Source organism: Pantoea cypripedii (genome assembly GCF_002095535.1).
In the GTDB taxonomy this organism is placed as follows: domain Bacteria; phylum Pseudomonadota; class Gammaproteobacteria; order Enterobacterales; family Enterobacteriaceae; genus Pantoea; species Pantoea cypripedii.
This window is the reverse complement of record NZ_MLJI01000001.1, coordinates 1,132,732-1,151,567: the sequence shown is the minus strand read 5'-3', so window position 1 is coordinate 1,151,567 and position 18,836 is coordinate 1,132,732. Positions and strand designations below refer to the sequence as shown.

Sequence of the window (18,836 nt, the reverse complement as noted above, 5' to 3'; positions counted from 1 at the left end):
CGGGCTGATTATTGCCGTATCTTACCATCCTGAGCACCGGTTGCAGAACGGCTTGTGATGGAAATTGCGTGCGTCATCAGAGAGGGAAATGATTGTCAAATATCAATATTTAGCTAACAAGTATGAAGAGAGGGTTCTTATGCCAATTGTTTTTTTGGTATAACAACTTTTCAAACCTGTCAGACATCAACCTCTGCTTTGAAAAGTTGCATGCTAAGGACGCCTCATGGCTTTATCTGATTCAACCGGGGACGATATTTCCCGTTCTGGTTCGGGCCGCATTTCAGGGCTGGCGCTGCTGGTGGCGAGCGCATTCTTTATGGAATTCCTTGATGGCACGGTGATCGCTACCGCGTTGCCGGATATGGCGAAAGCGTTTGGTGTCTCAGCCGTCGATCTGAATATTGGTATCAGTGCTTATTTGCTGACGCTGGCGGTGTTAATTCCGGCCAATGGCTGGGTGGCGGAACGCTTTGGTGCACGGAATGTCTTCACCCTCGCGCTGAGTATTTTTACCCTGTCATCACTGTTCTGCGGCCTGACGCATAACGTCACAGAATTCATATTGATGCGCATTCTGCAAGGTGTTGGCGGTGCCATGATGGTGCCTGTCGGACGTCTGGTGGTGCTGCGTACCACACCTAAAAATCAGCTGATAAAAGCCATTGCGACCCTGACATGGCCCGCGCTGGTGGCCCCGATCATCGGACCGCCGCTGGGGGGATTTATCACCACTTACGCCAGCTGGCACTGGATCTTTTTCCTCAACGTGCCGCTGGGAATTATCGCCATCGTGCTGTCTCTGCGCATGATGCCGAACCAGTCGGCGCATGAACGACGCTCATTCGATTTCACCGGATTTGTTGCCACTGGCATCACGATGCTGTGCCTGGTTGCCGGGCTGGAGATGCTGAGCCAGCAAAGCGCAAACCTGGCGAGTGCGGCGGTGACAATTGCCATCGGGCTGGGGACGCTGGTTTGGAGCATCCGGCATTTGCGTCGTAGCAAAGCGCCGCTGATTGGACTGTCATCACTGGCTGTCCCCTCTTTCCGCATCACCATGCGTGGAGGATTTCTGTTGCGCGCCACCATCAGCTCCGCCCCGTTTATGCTGCCGCTGATGTTCCAGGTGGGTTTTGGCATGAACGCATTTCAGGCAGGCTCGCTGGTGCTGGCGGTATTTGCAGGCAACCTGGCAATGAAACCCGCCACTACACCGCTGATTCGTTACTTTGGCTTCCGTAAATTGCTGATTGGCAATGGGGTGGCTTGTGTGTTGACGCTGTTGTTGTGTGCGTTCCTCACGCCGACATCGCCACATGTCATTACGCTGGTTCTGCTTTTCTTAGGGGGACTAAGCCGCTCGATGCAATTTACCGGGATCAGTTCTCTGGCATTTGCTGAAGTACCCGCCCAGGAAATGAGTTCGGCGAATACGTTATTCAGTACCTCACTGCAACTGGCGAATGGGCTGGGCGTAACACTGGGGGCGCTGTGTATTCGGTTGGGAACGGTGCTGGGAGATGATTTAGGCTATGGATCGGTGCCCGGAATGGGGTTTAAGGTCGGGTTTGTGGTGATTGCGGTTATAACGCTGATTGGGGTGCTGGATATGGTGAGATTGGCACCGGATGCGGGGAGAAGTGTTTCGGCGGGGAGATAAGGGGTTATCTGGTCGGGGGATGTTGGCGTTAATTAAATATCCCCTCCTTAAATTAATAATCACTCTTTTTCACCAACTATTTATCGGTCATGCTAACCAGACAAGTTAATCACTTGTAGTTACATTGAACCTTGTAATTATATTTAGTTATTTCGTTAATCCAATTCTGACATTGAAATTTTCGACAAAATTAATCATGACAACCTCTCCAGGAAAAGCTAACCTGTTATCCCCTTACAGGTTAACAAGGAGTTGTTATGAGTAAGAGAAGTGATATTCTTGCTGAACCGTCTAAAGCAGAGCAATCCCCACATTCATATGGTCTCATCTATTCAGAGGTTTTGGGTTGGATAGATTTGGGACATGCACGAGGCTCGGATATTAAAACGCTATTGCAACATTTTCGCATTGGCGAAAACAGCAATAAGGCATTCTACAGAATCAAGTACCAACAGATGATGTTTATTGGTTCTCGTTTTATTGGCACAGGGCGTTTTGTTGAGTGGGAAATCCAACGTGGCAGGACCACAGCTGAGATATATAGTATTGCGCTAGCAATGATGATGCATACGGCTCATGCATTCGAACGCTGGCAAACCTATTTTAGCTGGACGACTGATAGTGGTTTCAGCGCTGAGGATTTAGTATCAAATCTTCTGGGTTTCTATTACGCTGTATCACCTCAGAATTACCTCCATCAACTCAAACCAGTTTCTCAGGAAGCCGCGCTTCGACGCTGGGATTACTATGGCCCTTTAGGTAAGTATAAGAATACCTCATTTTGCCCAATGTTTTTTCCTGATCCTCAAATCCCTGGAATCAAACATCATCCTTACCGTGGTCAATTGCCGGTATGGATGCAACGCATAAAACCCTTCACTGAAGTTCAATCAGGCATTGCCTATCCTGTTAGTAAGAATGGTATTATCTTTAGCCTTCTTGAACCCAAACATGTAAAGGGTCAATGATGAAAATTTTGCGCAAACTGTCTGTCGTTTTGATTTTAGTTGTTCTACTTATTTCAACTCTGATATGGGGAATGGGGAAAACAATTGATTCTCGCCCTGAATACCGGCAGAGCGATTTTTTTAGATATCATTATTTCACTGACAATCAGATACAGAATACCCCGAGAGTCAGCAATGACTATAGTTTTAGGTATCGCGCTCAAGACGGTATGGTGCCATTGATGAGTAGTATTATTTTTAATGGTGCTACAGATGTCATGCCGTTAAAAAAATACATTGAATCGCTCGGCTATAAGTATATGGGAAACGATGAGGGATACGGTGAGCGTTGGGAAAATGAAAGGAGTAATGATGTCTTTTTACTTTGGGTTAGTGGGGATGAGAGTAAAATTGTGCTGACAAAGGAAGTTTATTATTAGCCCCTACAGGATTGAAAAATAAGACGTAATTGGATGATTTATGGGGGGGTAAATCGTGTTTTGGTTTTCTGTCATGCCCCCGGAAGTGCCCCCGTTTTTTTTGGTGGTAGGGGTTATCGTTCAAAAAAATACAGTTCATAACGATAACTAAAGAGTTACGGTCTGCCTTTGGCTCATGCCTGTCCAAGAGTCTACTCTTTAAAGAGAGATGGAGCTAAAAGCAGACATTAAAACTTTACAGCTTGCTGATAAATGATGAAAAAACATTCACTATGAATGTGATTGGAAATCTTCAATGATTTTCTGGTTATAATCATCCAGATAATTCTGTAGCTCATCTCTGTCTATCAAACGAACCGTGGCAGAATCAGCCAATTCTTTTGCGGATTTAGTAAAATAAGAGTTTGTAACTACCATTGCTTCATCACAACCATAAAATGTTTTTGCAGAGATAACCTGTTGCACGGCTGAGTTACCCACAGACCCGGAGTAGTTTTTCGCCTGAATAACCATATTTTTACCAAAACGAGTGACGAATAAGTCAGCACCTTGATCTTGAGTCCTCTTTGTTTCCTTAACGTCATATCCCATAGTCTGAAATATCTCGACCAAAAAGTCTTCGAACTGAAATCCATCCATTGCATCAACCAGATACATTGTGACAAATTTATTTGGATTGAAATACTCAAGCCGAGTCGCTAATCTTTCAACTAAAATATCGAAATAAATACTTTCGCATATAGCGAGATAGTTTTTAACATTATCAAATGAAACTAACGGTACACCAGGTGTAGTTTCCGCATTATCATTGAATTCTAGCGTTGAAAACTGCACTCTATTTTTCCAAACATAAAACAAGAACAATGAGAGGTCTGCTCGAAAAGTTGTACCAGCCTCTTCTATCCACGATTTTAAGGATTCAGTCAGAGTTGGCTTAATATGCCTTTGAACTTCTTTTGAAAAGCCATTATATAAAGCATTGAAGGATGTTGTCAGTAGTAGTTTACCCAATAACAATGGTAGTTGTTCAAGCTCATTAAATCCTTTTCGGACAAGAACCTCCCGAAACAATCGTAATTCTGAGTAAACACCATTATCTTCCGAATAGTTATTATCTATTTCTCCTTCATGAGAAAACCTGGATGTATAAATGAAGTTTGTAAAGTATGGGTCCTTAAAACTAGAGTATTTCTCCAGAACATTCTCTAGCAGTTGGTTAAGCTGTGACAATTCCTTCTTTTTTCCAAATAAATCTTTAAACATACCTTTTGAACGGTATTGAAACTCTGGATAAAAAGACGGATTTAGAGGTGTCATTCGTTGCATCTCAGATGCAGATGGAGCTTTGATACCCCATTGAGTCGATGTTGTTGGTATCACTCCGGAACACCATGGACAGCTAACTTCGAAGGATATTTTATTACATGAATAACATTGGTAAATCATCAGTATCTCCTTTACTCAGCGCAGAGCATTTTTAGAAAAAATCCATACTGTTGCAATCTGTCCTACTCATTAGCAGAGTTTAAACTTGATCGCCACATGTAATCCAGACGCATTCAAGCTGTTTAGTATATTACTGATATCATTTTCTTATAACATTTGGTGAGCTGTTTCTTGCAAACCTGCCAGTTCATCATTGCTTACTATTAAGCTGAATCGTTCACTTTTCGCTGTGGGTTCAACTAATGGATGCTACACACTGGTAAAGCCGTTCGGAGGATGAATAAAAGTCTAACGTTCTTCAAAAGATCACTAACTGATAAAGTTAGAGCTAATAAATACATCACCACCTATCGGCATTTTTCTAACGATGATGAACACACTCCTATGACTATTTGGATATAAAAATTCCAACTGAGCTTTTTCTCTTATGACGCATTTCGAGAGATTAAAGTAGCTTGTAGATCACTTCACCTTTTCGCTCTGCTTCAGTATTAGCAGCCATAAAACGTTTCATCATATCAACTTTGCGATCATGGATTGTTTTGAAATTAATTTCACTTTTATCTGTTAGAGTGTTGTATTCGTATCGTATAATAAACTTAATTACTGATGTAAGTTAGGACTTACTCCTGGACTGCCCCCTTAAAACCTGAGCAGTATCCCAAATACGTTTACTGATTATTTTTATCTCGCCAGAGGTTTTGGTCGTGCCCATTGATAATATTGCCGCAAGTGGCTACTTAAATTAGCACTTCCAGCCCATGCTTTTGCACCACAGACAGCAGCTTCAAGGACATCCCGCTGGGGCGTTTCATCCCTGTTTCCCATTTCTGAATGGTCGAAACGCTGGTATTCAGATAACGGGCGAAAACTGGCTGACTCACTTTTAGTTTTTCACGTAGCCTTTTTATTTCAGATGGTTGTAATTCTGCCACATCTTCGATGCAGGTTGCATCAAAGATGCGCATAGTTTTCTGTGGGATCACACCAGCTTTAAACATCCCGGAAGCTGCGCTATGGATAGCTTCGAAAGCAGGGCTTTTGAATTTAGTTTTTGCAGTCATGGCAAATCTCCACCAGTTCTTTAATCTTCATGAGTGCTGTAATGTTCTGATCTGAGAGAGCAGCGTAATGCTTTGCCAGTTCACGAAACCCAGATAGTTCCTGAGTATCAATGTTCGCCATGTCCTGATTGACTGCTTGGAAAATATATATCCAACATGCTCTTCCTTTCGCCATAACTTCTGCTTTTTTTTAAGGATTACTTTCAGCACCCTTCTTTTCCTTCTGTTTTTCATGATAAGAATAATATATTTTAGGTGTCAAACCAAATCCTTCAACTACCTCCTTCCACGATTGTACCGCCAAGAGAAATTGAATCGAATTGATATCAATTATTTTTTTTGCTTTATTAGTTGTGGAGACCCATAAAACTACATCCGTCAAAGGATCGTCGAACTCTAAAACGCCTCTTTTTATAGCCTGAACAGTTGTTTTAGACTGCTCGACATTATAAATCAGATCATGCGGCTTATCCGATATCTTGACAGCTATAAGCTCTCCGCCTTTGTAAAGATCTGCAATTTCAACATTGTAATCCTTTCCGTCATCCCTGAGTGAAGGTATTTTCTTAAGCTGACGATCTAAAAGAGCATATCCTTTATCAAGAGACATTTTCTCATTGAAATAATACTCTCTATATTCTAATTTATCTTTGGCTTTACCATCTGCAATTTCCTTAGCTTTAACAAGTTTCCATGCGTTGAAATCAGCCTCCTTCAGATCATCTTTAAGTTCAAAATCAATTGAACATAAAGAAACAGATAGATACTTCATGAAAGCAGAGTTGAATCTATTCCAAAGCCCTCTTTTAAGAAAATAATGCTCACTTCCTTCAGTATGCGTAATGCTAAGTATTTCTTTCAAAGTGCTTGTGTGGCTGCCATTTGTTTCATTTGTTATCTTAACAAATATTCTATTGATATTATCCACTTCATGTTCAGTTATAAATTCTTTTACATCCTCTATTTTTACATCAGTGATATAATCGGTCGAGTATTGATACTTACTACTGCCTTCAACTTTTGTATGCAACTTAAATCTTAATAAGGAATTAGCGATTATTATTGACGAACCGAATGATTGAATCTCATCTATAATAACATTTGCATTCCCTTTGATAATTGAACCAAGGAGATAATCGTCAAGCTCTTTAATCTTAAATTCATCCGTAATCTTTTCAGATTTTGGAAATTCGATATTTTCTTTTGTCTTTAACGAAGAATCTATATCGTTGAAAACTTCAACCAATTCTGTTGGTGCTCCATCCAGACTTAATTGAATTGAGTCTGAAAATGTTATATTATTTCCACCCCACCTCTCAGTTTCTTTTGCTTTTGTTTTCAAATGCTCAATTGATTCACCTGGTAGATACGAACCTTTTACAAACTGTAAATATGATGAAGCCTCTTGATTTTTACCACCGCAAAAGAATCTACTTTTTTTGAGCAAGATATTCTCATCGTTCGCTATACGCATTGCCACATTTAGCCCAAAATCTATTTCTATAAACTTACTAAGATAGAAATGTGATTTACCCAGACTGATCAGATAGCAATTTTCAGGTTCTTTCTCCTTATATCCTATTAACAGACCGAAATAAAAGATATTATAAGGTTTTTCAATATCTTCATTAAAGAAATGACTGAAAACCTCCCACCACCATACCTCATTTCCTTTTAATTTATCAGAAAAATAAAATTTCATCTGATACCCCTGATGAAGAATAGACTTCTGCTCAATAAGGCCTTCTCGCAGGATTTTTTTCGTCAATTCTGGCAGTGATTTATGTGGCATCCTGTAAATATTATAACTTACTGACATTTCACAACCTCTTATATTTAATCATTCTTGAGAAGGATTTTATAATTAAGAAACCTCCACTTATTAATTTCATATCAGCTATCGGGCTAATATATTCAATGAATTTAATAACTGAGTATCAAGAGTTTCTCTTGCAGGAGTAGGTAAACCATTTGCTACTCTATAATTTTTGATAGCGGTCCGTGTTGCTGGCCCCATATTCCCATCAATATTTCCGTTGTAATAGCCCTTATCAAGCAGTGCAAACTGAACCCTCATGATCAGGCGCTTACGTTTTTCAACATCAGAAGTAAGACCATTCGTTGCACGATTGGCTCCGGTCGTTCCGGCAGAGGTCGTGCTCGTAGAGCTATCGGTATTGTTAGAACGAAGCGAACGGGTCGATGAAGAAGACGATGATGAGCTAGTTCCTGAACCTGAAGAGTCAGAAGTGCTGGGTGTGCTGTATGTCTTTGGATAATAAGGAGAACCACCACCATAGTAGCCACCACCTGATGAAGACCGGTGTGAGCTATGACTCCGGTGAGAGCTATGGCTACGATGTCCTGCAATATAAAACGGTACTTCAGTGTTAAGAGGAGCTATAACCAGATCATGTTCATTTAAGGTCATGCCCGGTAAATCACTTGCACCAGTTGATGAATCACTTGCCCATACAGAGTTATTAAGAGCCAAAAAACCCGGAAGCAGAGCTGCGAGGTTAAACTTTTTCATATTATTGGTCTCGGAGGTTGATGAAAACGGCCTTTTGATGAACTGAAATAACCAGCACAAGAAGACTTCTGAGTGCATTGATCACACTCTTTGGGATAGTAATTTTTCCAGTCAGAGATGGACTGTGTAGAAAAACCGCGTGCTCTCTCAGGAAGGTGGCACAATGGGTAATTGAAGATGGTCAGAGGGATTCCTGACCTGAGTGCAGTATCTACAACCGAAAGAATCTTATCGCTATAGCTATCGTGCTCAATGAAGATTGATGACCAATTTTTACGAGCCCAACCAATTGATTCCAGCCCCATTAGGGAAATCTGGTTAATGTTGGAGAACACTCGGCCAGCAAACTCTACGATGTCATCAAGCTCTGTATAATTACCCTGAGTCGGGATGACTCTCAGTTCGATGTTAATGCCTGAGTTACCAGCATTGATTAACCCTCTGACCGTCTCATTAAATGCACCCTCACTTCCAACCAGATAGTCATGCACAGACGGCCTTGAAGAATAAAGCGGAATGCCAAAAGTGATTTTGATTTTTTCACTTCGCTCTTTAATCTGCTGAGTAAAGGCCACATCAGAAAATTTACGCCCGTTTGATAGAACATGTAGTGCAGTTTCTGGAGAGTTCTCAATAATGAAATCCAGGAAGTGCAAGAAATCCTCCCCATACAGGAGAGGCTCTCCCCCACTTACACCAACGACTCCATCAATAGCAAAGGAGGCTATAGCCAATGCTGACTGACTGAGTAACCAGTCATCATTTCCTGTCTTAGGTGGTTGAGAACAAAACAAACAACTGTTGTTGCATCTCTCAGTTACCAAAACAGTATTGTGATTGGCTCTCCGGGACAAAATTACCCTGAGCATATTGCCATTATTAACTATTCCGATATCACCATCTTCTATCGAATCGTATAAGTATTTACCGGACACCGAATCAGAGAAATATGCAGGTAACGGTGAAACAGGGATAGCCCCCGTAACCAATAAATTTGGAAGATAGAATTGTGGATCTTCGGGCTTTTGTTTACACAACCGATAGAATCCCTGCGGTACAGGGGATTCAGATGCAAAGTGAAAGATATCGTTCCTCAATACCTCAGACATAGGCCCAGCCTTTGAGCATCTCCGCCATTGCTCCTTTCTGGGAAATTTCATTCAAGAGGTAACGGAACATACCTTTGTGATACTGACAGAAGGTTGACCGACTCTTGTCTCCAATAGGTTCACCATGAACACTGATGTTCTGACAGGGATCAGCCCCACAAAAAGGCTGATAGGCACAAGTGTCGCAGCCTGGAATAGCAAAGTTGAATGAGGATGCCAAAACAGAACGATAGTATTCATTACTGCGAAAAGACAGCGAATCAAACTTCCCGGCACTGAAATCAGCATCTTGATTTACTTTCTGAAGCATACGACTTTCGTCGCTTCCATATACTCGTCCATCGTAATTGAAAAGAATACAATTGAGTACAACACCACTTGGTGACTTCAAATCTGCATAACCACTAAAACCCGGATTAAAGATGCGTTTCAGATGTATTGCAGCGGAATGCTCTACCACAGAATTTCCTCTCTGATTATGCCAGAGGACTTCCCGCATTAATTGATCATAAAAATCAAAATACTCAGACATGGAAAAAGTAAAAGTTTGCTTGTGAGCAAATCCATAAGGGCTTACCGGTCTGATAAACATATCTTTCAAGCCTAACGACAGGTGTGCTTGAATTATCGAAGCAGGTTCTGTGGTAAGTTCCTTAGTAACAGTGGTAACTGTCGCAACACGATTTTCGCCAAGTTTCTCATGGAGATTTTTTATGCCAACAACAGCTTTGGAGTGGGCTTCCCCTCCATTAAGAATACGATTTTTGTTGTGAACATTTTCATTTCCATCAAGTGAAACTGAGAAGGTGATATTTCTATCCTTTACCCAATCGATTATTGAATAATCAAGCAATGATAAACTGGTTGCAATAACCATCTCAAAAGTATCATGACCAAGTATGTGCTGGCATTCTTCATATATCATCTGTACCAGATCAAATCTCAGCAATGGCTCACCACCCTGCACTTCAATTTTATACGGTGCAGTTCCAAGTTTCTTTATCGCAGAGATTATTTGAGGAATCAGAGCCGGATCCAAGTCGTATCCATCAGCTCCAATAGCTGCCCTACTAACCTGGCAATATTTGCAAGTATGATCACATCGTAATGTCGGTACGATCATAAAAATGGGTCTAACGGCTAATTCATTCATTAGTCGTTTTGCAAAGCCAGAACTTAAGGATGCTTTAGCTAAAAGCTGATTAGATTCATCTGTAACGAACAGTCTAGTTTCTAGCTTTGCTGAAGAAGGGTGATCCTGAGTGAAATGATTTAGAGCAAGAAGTTTAAGTTCTTCGTCTTCAACGAAGTAGTGAAAACCAGCAAGGTTGCTGATGAAAACTTTGCCATCATTCAACCTATCAAAGTTAAACGGCATGGTATTCATTGAGACAGTCTCGAATCAATGCTCTTGAGAACATTACCTATGATTGAAGCTCTTACATCTCCGGTTTGACTATGAAGGCATTCCCTCAACTTGTAGTCATTCAGGAGTCGTTCAAACTCGAACTCGACCTCCCTACTGTAAGTATCAAAAGACACTACCCACTCAAAGTCGTTTTCTTCAAGTCTCCATCGACTAAGAGTACTCATCCAGTAAAGACTGTTTCTCATCACCCATTCAGAACATACTGTTTTTCTTATATTTTTAACCAACATATCAACCTCTTTCCTAGAGGACTGTCGTCAAGAAAACTTAACCACAATCGGCTAATACACCAATTAACATACTGATATAAAACAAAAAATATATTTTAAATTGAGATTCATCCCATATACATAACACTATTATATTGATTTGTTTTTGTAAATTTTTTTCTCAGGAATTGATAAGAAAAGAAACTCTATTAATGATTTTTTATGTCATTCATTAGCCACATAATCACTAAATTAATACAAATAACAAAACAAAAAACCAAAATATTGACATAATATAGATATTAAATCCTGTATATATCAATTTTATAGTTTTTTACCGAAGTTAAATATTTTTCACCTTGCAACTCATTGCCATAAAACCCGTGACCTATGACAGGCATCCAGCGAGAAGTACTTTCGGGTTAGTGCCAGCTAATGTTTCATCTGGCCTGAGTGACCCCTCAGGATGTTCAAATTTCCTTGCAACCAAGATAGAAAATGCTCTTATGGTGCTCCCATTTAAGTCTTTGAAAAATCGGAACACCAGCCCGTGAGGAAGTTCTTTAAAATCAATCAAATGTCTATCAACAACTATCTTATGAAGAAAATAAAATATCACCTTATGAAAGCCTGTGCTCTTTTAATACATCCCCCCTTAAACCAACGGCCTTCTCCTGAAATTTAAAAACAACACATCACCTTATTATTAATCTTTTATTATCTTATAATCGACAAGCATCTCCTGGATGTCAAAAAGCCATCTCGCAAAAAAAAACGGACGAATAACTGAATAAATAAACTTCAACTCTCACATTTCGAGATGCAGGAACATTCCTTATAACACCAAAAAAAATCGGAAATAGGAAATAAATTACTCAATCGTGGCGCCCCTCTCAGGAGCCTTAGTCATTTATTTTAATTAATCTGATTATGCAAATCTGGTCAACTTTTTCTTTTTTCCGGTCCGACTAAATCCATATATTTTTCGTTTTGACCGACTTTGGCAAGCTTCTTACCGTCGATAGTGGCCCAGAATTCAATGGAGCGTTTCGCAGCAGCCATCGCTTTAGTGGAACCGAATTTTTTACTTTCTCTGATCATAATATTTCCTATTGACATTTAATCTTAACGTATTGGGGTGAATCATATAGTAGAGCCGAAAGAATGTTAATTAATACTTTAAGCACCCAGGGAAAACTGAAATTTACGAACCAACCATAATTTAGGAACACTATTTAAAAGATCTCGTAATAAAACAGCACCCACCTCACACAGCTAAAGCACCTCATAATTATAACCACTTAAAAACGAATAACTAATTGAACACTAAAAATAATGAAAGGACCTCTAAAATGAAGAGATCGAAAGAGGTTTCGATATATACAATTCATTTTTTAACTCCACAGCTTAAACAGGAGATATCTAATCTCTCACAATTTCCCTCCCATAATCCCCCTTGAACCCTATCATTAGTTATCGTAGATTCGGCCACGAAGACCCGCTGTCTACGACAGCCATCCAATGCTTCTGCACTCTGAGAGAAGCGCCTTCGGGTGAGTGCTAGTCAATGTTTCGTATGACCTGAGAGAAACGCCTTCGGGCGGTCAAATATCCTTGCAGCCTGAAAGAGGATACCCTTGTGGCTAAACCCCTTTTTAACCTTTGAGAATAGGGATCACAATTGTGATGAAGGTCTGGAGCTAATACACCACGTCAAACGGCTTATAACGAGCGTTTCGACTATGAGCAAGCACCACATTGTGTGTTTGTTTGAGCTCTTATAATCATATCTACTATTCATGACCAACGGCCTTCTAAGCCGTAGGTCACGGACGAAGTTGTATTCACATACTCCTCAGGATTGTTCCTTACATCCTGCTATTTGCATATCGCTATCTGGCACGTATTAAACGCTGCTGGCTGCGCCTTGCTATGCCGTCAGGCATCTGCATGCGCCTGCCCTGCTGCGTGTTAATACGTGGCGTCACTTTTTGCGTGTTAACGCATGAAAGTGACGCCACAGCAAACACCGCCATAAACCTTCTACTTTCGCCCATTACATCCGGGCCATGAACTCTGACACCGCGCTTTACGCGCTAACTATCCATTTCACAGGAGAACTGAATTGTTGCCGAGGCAGGCTTAAGCCTGGGGATGACCTGCAATAGCAGGCAGTTGCACCGAGTGCACCACTGACACCCCGCAATACCTCAACTGCACCGCCCTGGCGCACAGGCAACGTTCAGCACGGATACAGCATCGCTGTATCCGTTATTTGCCATGCGCCAGGGAAGCAAATCGGTATTGAATTTTAAAAAGGAAAAACGGATGAGTCAGACAGGTAAAGAAATGAAGCAACTGGCGAAGCAGGCCGGGGGCAGCCATAAAACGGTGCATGATCGTATGCGGATCGCCGACAGATTTAGCCGCCATTTGCTGGCACTCAATATTCAGGTACGTAGCGTCAAGTATCTGAAAGCCAGGCATATCGAAAGCTATATCGCGGCACGGCGTTCGCAGGGGATTGCTCCGCGTACCCTGCAAAACGAGATGGCTGCATTGCGTTCCGTATTGGATCAGGCTGGACGAGAAAAACTGATGTCCTCTGAAAGACTGACGAACCGGGCATTAGGCCTCGGTGGTTGTAGTCGGGCAGGAACGAAGTTAGCGATTCCTTCAGAGAAATATCGGCAAATTATGCAAAAAGCCGAGCAGCTCGATGAGGGGCTGGCTGCGGCCCTGCAACTCTCTTGTTTGCTGGGGTTGCGGTCACAGGAATCCGTTCAGTGTTGCGCCTCCCTCAAAACCTGGCAGAAGCAACTGAGCCAGGGGGCTGAGCGATTGAGTATCGTTTTTGGCACCAAAGGATGAAGGAAGGCCAGTCAATGAGTCGGATGATGAAGGCAATGCTGAATTGGCCGGGATTTCACGTTTGACTGAAAACCATCTGGCGCTCTGGAAAGCTATTCGTTTGCGCACTGCCTACGGTGAACCATGTACTCGTACTTTGCTTCGTGATGATATGAGAAAAATGGGGTTCGATGTTTCCAAGAAATTTAACCGCTGGCTGGAAAAACTGAAAAAAGAAGGCCTGATTATTTGCGATGGTGAGCATGTCAGGCCACTTTGCCATGATCTTAAAGTGGGGGATTAAGTGGGGAACATGTGGGGGAAGCAGTATCAACAATCGCTTTTTAGGCTGATTTTCCCCACTTCCCATTTGCATATATACGTTAAGTGGGGGAAGTCATGAAAAACACTTATAAACAATGAGTTATGGTGATATGAAAAAATGAAGTGGGGAAAGGTGGGACGACTCCAAAGTGGGGGGGAAGTGGGGGAAGATGATGTATGGGTTGCCCACCACTGAACCTCGCATTTTTCAAAATAAAAGCCCGGAAAAATCTAACTGGCAGCTATGAGCGAAGTGCGGACGTCGCGGAGACATTAGAACACCGGCGGCTATGTTATGTATGAGTGTTGTGCTTTTTACTCCCATCCCATTTCTTTGTAGGTCTTACTATCCTGTTCAGGAAAATCAGTTTGATATTCTCCCCAGTTACGGAACGTGTAATATCTTTTCATTGCTTCAAGGTGGGAATCTGCATCACATGTCCACACTAATCTGTAGTCCGGATCCAGCAATTTACGAGCGGATTCTCCCTGTGGACCGGCAAGACAAAACAAATCTAAACCATCTTCATTTGTCCATAGCTCATGCTTCATAATTTTGCCCCCACGAACTGCTGCCCATAAATTAACGTTTGATATTCTGAAGCTTTCGCCTTGTCGACCTTAGTCCGACATGAGCGAGATGCAGACGTTATTTGTTTTTTAGTTGTTCGTAATCCTGCAGATATTTATCTAACGGATAAGCAGTTCCAAATGAGTGAATTTCTCCATTATCTTTATCAATTATGAATGGTGCATTCCCTGCCAACTGAGCAGAAAACTCACCCGTTTCCAGATACTCTCTCGATTCATAACAATAGAACCAGCCTTCTGAGAATCGGCCATGGAGTGTAATTACGACTGGAATGTCATCGCCTTTAAGGTAATCCAAAGCCTTGTCCATCGCATCTTGATAAGTAATCATTATTCCGTCCTCAGTCGATAACGTCATTTGAACTGTCTGTGACCTGTTCCCTGCAAACTAACATAGTACGATGTAAGCAAGTTCCGCTCCTGGCACAAAGCAGTCAAACACGGAGTAGCAGGGAGAAGAAAGAACCTATCTATTCCAATTAACTGAAATGAAGCTGCTATTCTGCCGCACGGCCAGAATCAAAGACGTTCACCTTCTGATAAACAACTTCTTCTACCACGTTGCCAACAGTTACACCTTCTCCAGGCTCTTCTGGGACGATGTGCTCCGATGGAGCGCATCAGACACGTCCGTGAAATGGTGGTGAAAACAGTGCTGTGCTATATCGACCCATAGCCTGCCATCGTTAAGCGAGATACAGTCGCTGCTGCTTCCAGTATTCGATGCCGCCCAAAATGCTGTCCGCCCTAAGCCACGCTCTGGCAATCAGAATCTGCAAATGTGGGGCGTTGAGAGCGCTGACGATCTGTGAGCTTTCGTTTAACAACTGCACGATATACGTCACAACATGGTCTCCCGAATCCTGATATCCCTCACGCCACTGCCTTTCTTTCAGCACGCTTTGGCTGCCCTTAGGCCAGCGACGCCGCAGCGCGGAAAGCAGGATATTGACGTAATCAATATTTGCCAGCACCAGGTCTGCGATGCGGTCTTCCTCACGGGCTGTGCTGCGTTCAATAAGATAAAAACCTCGGATTGCCGGGCCATGCGGGGTATAAAAACTCGGCGGACTGCTCTCGCGGTATAGTAAATTCCAAACCTCGCCGAAGGAAAAGACATCTTCATCGTAAAACAGGGTGCCCATGCGAATGGACTGCATTTGCATCCTCCCGTGCAGATAAAGAGGCAGATTTTCATTCTCAATTTTCATGAAATTATGACAGAAAATGCTACATATCTTTTCGCTCAAGCGCCGTAAAGGTTTACTTTGCCAGAGTCGCCATTTTTGCCTCCGTTCAGCGATATCGAGCAGACAGGCAAACGCGTCAATTTGCTCATCAAGTGAGAGTTTACGTGGACTCCTTAACCACTGCGCAAGATAAAATAAAAGTGCTTTTGCAGGTTTGCCTTTAGCGCGAATTAGACCTGTACGGTTCACTTTTCTGATTTTTTCGTGTGGGGGTTTTAGATAGTTTTGAATCAATAGCGCCCCGGCAATAAACCCACGGGAGTAGTAAATCTCAGCTTCAAAAGGCGCCAATAAATCGTCGTTCTCCAACAGGCGCTTCAAATAGCGAAGCTGCTCTTCGGCCAGTTGGCCAAGCCCGATCGAACTGGCCAGCCGGGTACCGGTAAGATACTTTTCTTTCTCCGTTGGGGTATAATATTCAGTCAGGGCAGTCCGCCACCAATCGCTACCGTCTCCTGCATCGGCCAACGTCCTGCGGGAAATTCCCAGTAGGGCGGTCAGCAGCTCTGACGTTGGCCCGTACTGAACCTTCATACCGCCAAAGGCTCCTTGCCAGTAGACTCTCGGCTCACGATTCTCTTGTTTGCTTAGCCGCCAGAATTCTTCCACCTCTTCCGGTTGATGGTCGATCCATACCAATCGGGTAGCGCGATCCCCGTTCCAGCGCTCGCGGATCCAGTGATTAATGTCGAAATGGTCGGTACCACTGTAGCCCGCGACAATCATCAATTCGGCCTGAACTGTAACCTGTTCGAGCAGCATTTTGAACGCTTCTGGCAGCCCGTGCTCCAGATCCGCAAGCGTTGCGCCAAGCCCAGCACAGCCGTGTTCTATGGTGCCGTGCACTTTGATGATACCCCAATCTTCGCCGTATACCCGATGCAGGATGTCAAAGGTTTTGGTATCAGGATCAATAACGTGCACAGGGATCTGATGACGCCCAGCCTGTTCGATACAGTCATCAAAATTGGTGGTAATACACCAGCTACGTTGCTTAATCAGGTAATCAGCAATCAGGTGGTGATTCGCATTCGGAGGACGCTGGGAAAAGATGCGCAGCAGTTCCCGCGCGGCACCGCTACGCTCGACTCCTTCAATAGTTGACGGTTCAAACGCTTTATCAAGAACGTGTTCCAGACGCGGCAGTCTTCGCCCCATCCACTGCTCACATTTGCTAAACACCGTTTTTATTTCGGAGGCCGCATGGCCGTCAAGCAAATGGTCGAGCAGTGCCTCCGTTAGTGCGTATCCGCCGGGTAGCTGCGTGGGGCTCTCTATGGAAATCCCCGCCCCAACCATCAACACAACCTTGCCTGGACAAGGCCGTTCGGGCGTGAACCCCTTCCAGCCAAACCACCAGTCATCCATCTCCATTGTTATCCCTCCGGGTCGCGCAGAAGTGTTATTAATGCCTTAATTATCCTGGCAATTCAAACCGCCAAAAGAGGGTCAATGAGTAACATGCAATAAAATTGTGTGATATTTACATTACTTCAAGTGGACGATAACTAAGACTCAAAACGCGCTGCTGCCTGATACCCGGCTTTACTTGCGCTTTATTCCACATCCCATACGGTACACAGGTTTATACCCTCGGCTGCTGGTAGCTAATAAGCTGAACTGCCCGCTTTACATGGGGTTGAACAATGAAATGAGAGTAATAACAATTTCCTGCAACGCCCATCTCTGACACAAAACCGACTTACCCCATTCCTTAAACTCAACCCCCATCCCTCAACCCATCCAAATAATCCGCATACCACTGCAACATCTCCCTCCGCCCATCCATATACTGCGCATGGTTGTACGTGCCGCGAATGGTATTCCTGTCCACATGCGCCAACTGCAACTCAATCCACGCGGTGTTATACCCCTGCTCATGCAAAACGGTACTCATGGTATGCCTGAACCCATGCCCTGTAGCCTTCCCATCGTAGCCAACCCGTTTGATCACCTGATTAATCGTGGCTTCACTCATCGGCTTTCCGGCATTGCTCCTACCCGGAAACACATACTTCCCACGCCCGGTCAGTTGCTGGATCTCCTCCAGCAACTCAACAGCCTGCCGAGACAGCGGCACAGAATGCTTACGCCGCATCTTCATGCGTTCTGCGGGGACCTCCCAGAGTCCTTTACTTAAATCAAATTCACGCCACTCAGCAGCGCGTAACTCAATCGTTCGCGTCCCTGTCAGCATCAGCAAGCGCGTGGCGTACTGAGTCATCAGGCTGCCGCTATAACCACAGAGCGCGCGCATAAACGCGCCTAACTCATTATTCAGCAGATGAGGGAAATGTTTTTGCTTCGGGCTTTTCAACGCACCGGCCAGATCAGTGACGGGGTTGTACTCCGCCCTGCCGGTTATGATGGCGTAGGCATAGATCTGACTACACGCCTGGCGGGTTTTCTTTAGTTTATCCAGCACGCCGCGCTGCTCCATTTTCCTCAGCACTTCGAGCATTCTGGTCGATTTGATTTCAGTGACGGGCATTTTGCCGACGTGGGGAAAGATATCTTTGCGCAGGTACTCAAGGATGTCGTTAGCATAGCCCTTCGACCAGCCCACGCTCTTGTACTCGTGCCATTCCCGCGCCATCGCTTCAAAGTTGTTGTTCAACGCAAGGATTTTGGCCTGTTTCGCTTCCTGCTTCAGCGCGCCGGGGTCGCCACCGGCGGCCAGTATCCTTTTCGCGTCTTCGCGCTTGCCCCGCGCCTGAGCAAGTGACACCGCAGGATACAAACCAAACACCACGCGCTTTTCTTTTCCTGCAAAGCGGTATTTCAGCCGCCAGCTTTTACCACCAGTGGGGAAGATTTCGAGGTACAGACCGCCGCCGTCAGCCAGTTTGTAGGCTTTGTCTTTCGGCTTGGCAGTCTCGATTTGACGGGCATTGAGCTTCATTTGGGGGCATCTCACTCCATTGAACAGGCCAGTGCCCCCAATGATGCCCCCACAAAAGTAAAGTTTTTAGCGGAACTGA

General features: G+C 43.6%; 17 protein-coding genes and 1 pseudogene. 5 read left to right on the top strand and 13 right to left on the bottom strand.

Annotated elements, in window-relative coordinates:
• Window positions 1–226 precede the first annotated feature (226 nt).
• The 3 genes from HA50_RS05205 (at window position 227) to HA50_RS05195 (ending at window position 3,050) form a co-directional block, all read left to right on the top strand.
• Complete coding sequence (locus tag HA50_RS05205; RefSeq protein WP_084873321.1) at window positions 227–1,663, top strand: MFS transporter; 1,437 nt, start codon at window positions 227–229, stop codon at window positions 1,661–1,663.
• 257 nt (window positions 1,664–1,920) lie between these two features.
• Window positions 1,921–2,631, top strand: a complete 711-nt coding sequence (locus HA50_RS05200) for a DUF4056 domain-containing protein (protein ID WP_084873319.1) — start codon at window positions 1,921–1,923, stop codon at window positions 2,629–2,631.
• A complete protein-coding gene (locus HA50_RS05195) occupies window positions 2,628–3,050 on the top strand; it encodes a hypothetical protein (protein WP_158087397.1) in 423 nt (140 codons plus the stop codon). The genes HA50_RS05200 and HA50_RS05195 overlap by 4 nt, the downstream gene beginning before the upstream one ends.
• 270 nt (window positions 3,051–3,320) lie before the next feature.
• Here HA50_RS05195 and HA50_RS05190 read toward each other — a convergent pair whose 3' ends face one another.
• The 9 genes from HA50_RS05190 to HA50_RS31515 form a co-directional block, all read right to left on the bottom strand.
• Complete coding sequence (locus HA50_RS05190) at window positions 3,321–4,496, bottom strand: restriction endonuclease (protein ID WP_084873315.1); 1,176 nt, start codon at window positions 4,494–4,496, stop codon at window positions 3,321–3,323.
• A 740-nt stretch (window positions 4,497–5,236) separates the two neighbouring features.
• Window positions 5,237–5,560, bottom strand: coding sequence for a helix-turn-helix domain-containing protein (locus tag HA50_RS05185; protein WP_084873314.1), 324 nt, complete (start codon window positions 5,558–5,560; stop codon window positions 5,237–5,239).
• Window positions 5,544–5,735 (bottom strand): type II toxin-antitoxin system RelE/ParE family toxin, encoded by a 192-nt coding sequence (locus HA50_RS05180; RefSeq protein WP_084873312.1) that lies wholly within the window; start codon window positions 5,733–5,735, stop codon window positions 5,544–5,546. The genes HA50_RS05185 and HA50_RS05180 overlap by 17 nt, the downstream gene beginning before the upstream one ends.
• Window positions 5,736–5,750: 15 nt before the next feature.
• Window positions 5,751–7,379 carry a DUF6119 family protein gene (locus tag HA50_RS05175; protein ID WP_084873310.1) on the bottom strand — a complete coding sequence of 543 codons (1,629 nt, stop codon included), beginning with the start codon at window positions 7,377–7,379 and terminating at the stop codon, window positions 5,751–5,753.
• A 78-nt stretch (window positions 7,380–7,457) separates the two neighbouring features.
• Window positions 7,458–8,093, bottom strand: a complete 636-nt coding sequence (gene hxsA / locus HA50_RS05170) for a His-Xaa-Ser repeat protein HxsA (protein ID WP_084873307.1) — start codon at window positions 8,091–8,093, stop codon at window positions 7,458–7,460.
• Window positions 8,090–9,202, bottom strand: a complete 1,113-nt coding sequence (hxsC, locus tag HA50_RS05165) for a His-Xaa-Ser system radical SAM maturase HxsC (protein WP_084873305.1) — start codon at window positions 9,200–9,202, stop codon at window positions 8,090–8,092. Before hxsC ends, hxsA begins: the two co-directional genes overlap by 4 nt.
• Entirely contained in the window at window positions 9,195–10,589 is a 1,395-nt protein-coding gene (hxsB, locus tag HA50_RS05160) for a His-Xaa-Ser system radical SAM maturase HxsB (protein WP_084873303.1), read from the bottom strand. Before hxsB ends, hxsC begins: the two co-directional genes overlap by 8 nt.
• Complete coding sequence (gene hxsD, locus HA50_RS05155) at window positions 10,586–10,861, bottom strand: His-Xaa-Ser system protein HxsD (protein ID WP_084873301.1); 276 nt, start codon at window positions 10,859–10,861, stop codon at window positions 10,586–10,588. The genes hxsB and hxsD overlap by 4 nt, the downstream gene beginning before the upstream one ends.
• Window positions 10,862–11,782: 921 nt before the next feature.
• Window positions 11,783–11,941 (bottom strand): hypothetical protein, encoded by a 159-nt coding sequence (locus HA50_RS31515; RefSeq protein WP_167379236.1) that lies wholly within the window; start codon window positions 11,939–11,941, stop codon window positions 11,783–11,785.
• 1,227 nt (window positions 11,942–13,168) lie between these two features.
• Between HA50_RS31515 and HA50_RS05150 the strand changes: the two are divergent.
• Together HA50_RS05150 and HA50_RS05145 are read left to right on the top strand one after the other, a co-directional pair.
• Window positions 13,169–13,708: pseudogene (locus tag HA50_RS05150) on the top strand (phage integrase N-terminal domain-containing protein); the annotation flags it as partial.
• Entirely contained in the window at window positions 13,695–13,994 is a 300-nt protein-coding gene (locus tag HA50_RS05145) for a hypothetical protein (protein WP_139810898.1), read from the top strand. The pseudogene HA50_RS05150 and the gene HA50_RS05145, both read left to right, overlap by 14 nt.
• 335 nt (window positions 13,995–14,329) lie before the next feature.
• Here HA50_RS05145 and HA50_RS05140 read toward each other — a convergent pair whose 3' ends face one another.
• From HA50_RS05140 to HA50_RS05125, 4 genes are all read right to left on the bottom strand, one after another.
• Window positions 14,330–14,566: a hypothetical protein gene (locus HA50_RS05140; protein WP_084873295.1), complete on the bottom strand. Its 237-nt coding sequence runs from the start codon at window positions 14,564–14,566 to the stop codon at window positions 14,330–14,332.
• 97 nt (window positions 14,567–14,663) lie between these two features.
• A complete protein-coding gene (locus tag HA50_RS05135; protein WP_084878348.1) occupies window positions 14,664–14,936 on the bottom strand; it encodes a YrhB domain-containing protein in 273 nt (90 codons plus the stop codon).
• A 355-nt stretch (window positions 14,937–15,291) separates the two neighbouring features.
• The gene (locus HA50_RS05130) at window positions 15,292–17,229 is read right to left on the bottom strand and encodes an SIR2 family protein (RefSeq protein WP_084873293.1); all 1,938 of its coding nucleotides are present in this window, start codon (window positions 17,227–17,229) and stop codon (window positions 15,292–15,294) included.
• Window positions 17,230–17,575: 346 nt separating this feature from the next.
• A complete protein-coding gene (locus HA50_RS05125; protein ID WP_084873291.1) occupies window positions 17,576–18,757 on the bottom strand; it encodes a tyrosine-type recombinase/integrase in 1,182 nt (393 codons plus the stop codon).
• Between the last annotated feature and the right edge of the window lie 79 nt (window positions 18,758–18,836).

Bases quoted from the DNA above. Each gene is read 5' to 3' on its own strand.
- hxsB (WP_084873303.1), bottom strand. From the start codon at position 10,589: ATGAATACCATGCCGTTTAACTTTGATAGGTTGAATGATGGCAAAGTT.
- HA50_RS05140 (WP_084873295.1), bottom strand. From the start codon at position 14,566: ATGAAGCATGAGCTATGGACAAATGAAGATGGTTTAGATTTGTTTTGT.
- HA50_RS05205 (WP_084873321.1), top strand. From the start codon at position 227: ATGGCTTTATCTGATTCAACCGGGGACGATATTTCCCGTTCTGGTTCG.
- HA50_RS05175 (WP_084873310.1), bottom strand. From the start codon at position 7,379: ATGTCAGTAAGTTATAATATTTACAGGATGCCACATAAATCACTGCCA.
- HA50_RS05125 (WP_084873291.1), bottom strand. From the start codon at position 18,757: ATGAAGCTCAATGCCCGTCAAATCGAGACTGCCAAGCCGAAAGACAAA.
- HA50_RS05135 (WP_084878348.1), bottom strand. From the start codon at position 14,936: ATGATTACTTATCAAGATGCGATGGACAAGGCTTTGGATTACCTTAAA.
- hxsC (WP_084873305.1), bottom strand. From the start codon at position 9,202: ATGTCTGAGGTATTGAGGAACGATATCTTTCACTTTGCATCTGAATCC.
- HA50_RS05200 (WP_084873319.1), top strand. From the start codon at position 1,921: ATGAGTAAGAGAAGTGATATTCTTGCTGAACCGTCTAAAGCAGAGCAA.
- HA50_RS05185 (WP_084873314.1), bottom strand. From the start codon at position 5,560: ATGACTGCAAAAACTAAATTCAAAAGCCCTGCTTTCGAAGCTATCCAT.
- HA50_RS31515 (WP_167379236.1), bottom strand. From the start codon at position 11,941: ATGATCAGAGAAAGTAAAAAATTCGGTTCCACTAAAGCGATGGCTGCT.
- HA50_RS05195 (WP_158087397.1), top strand. From the start codon at position 2,628: ATGATGAAAATTTTGCGCAAACTGTCTGTCGTTTTGATTTTAGTTGTT.
- HA50_RS05130 (WP_084873293.1), bottom strand. From the start codon at position 17,229: ATGGAGATGGATGACTGGTGGTTTGGCTGGAAGGGGTTCACGCCCGAA.
- HA50_RS05180 (WP_084873312.1), bottom strand. From the start codon at position 5,735: ATGGCGAAAGGAAGAGCATGTTGGATATATATTTTCCAAGCAGTCAAT.
- hxsA (WP_084873307.1), bottom strand. From the start codon at position 8,093: ATGAAAAAGTTTAACCTCGCAGCTCTGCTTCCGGGTTTTTTGGCTCTT.
- hxsD (WP_084873301.1), bottom strand. From the start codon at position 10,861: ATGTTGGTTAAAAATATAAGAAAAACAGTATGTTCTGAATGGGTGATG.
- HA50_RS05190 (WP_084873315.1), bottom strand. From the start codon at position 4,496: ATGATTTACCAATGTTATTCATGTAATAAAATATCCTTCGAAGTTAGC.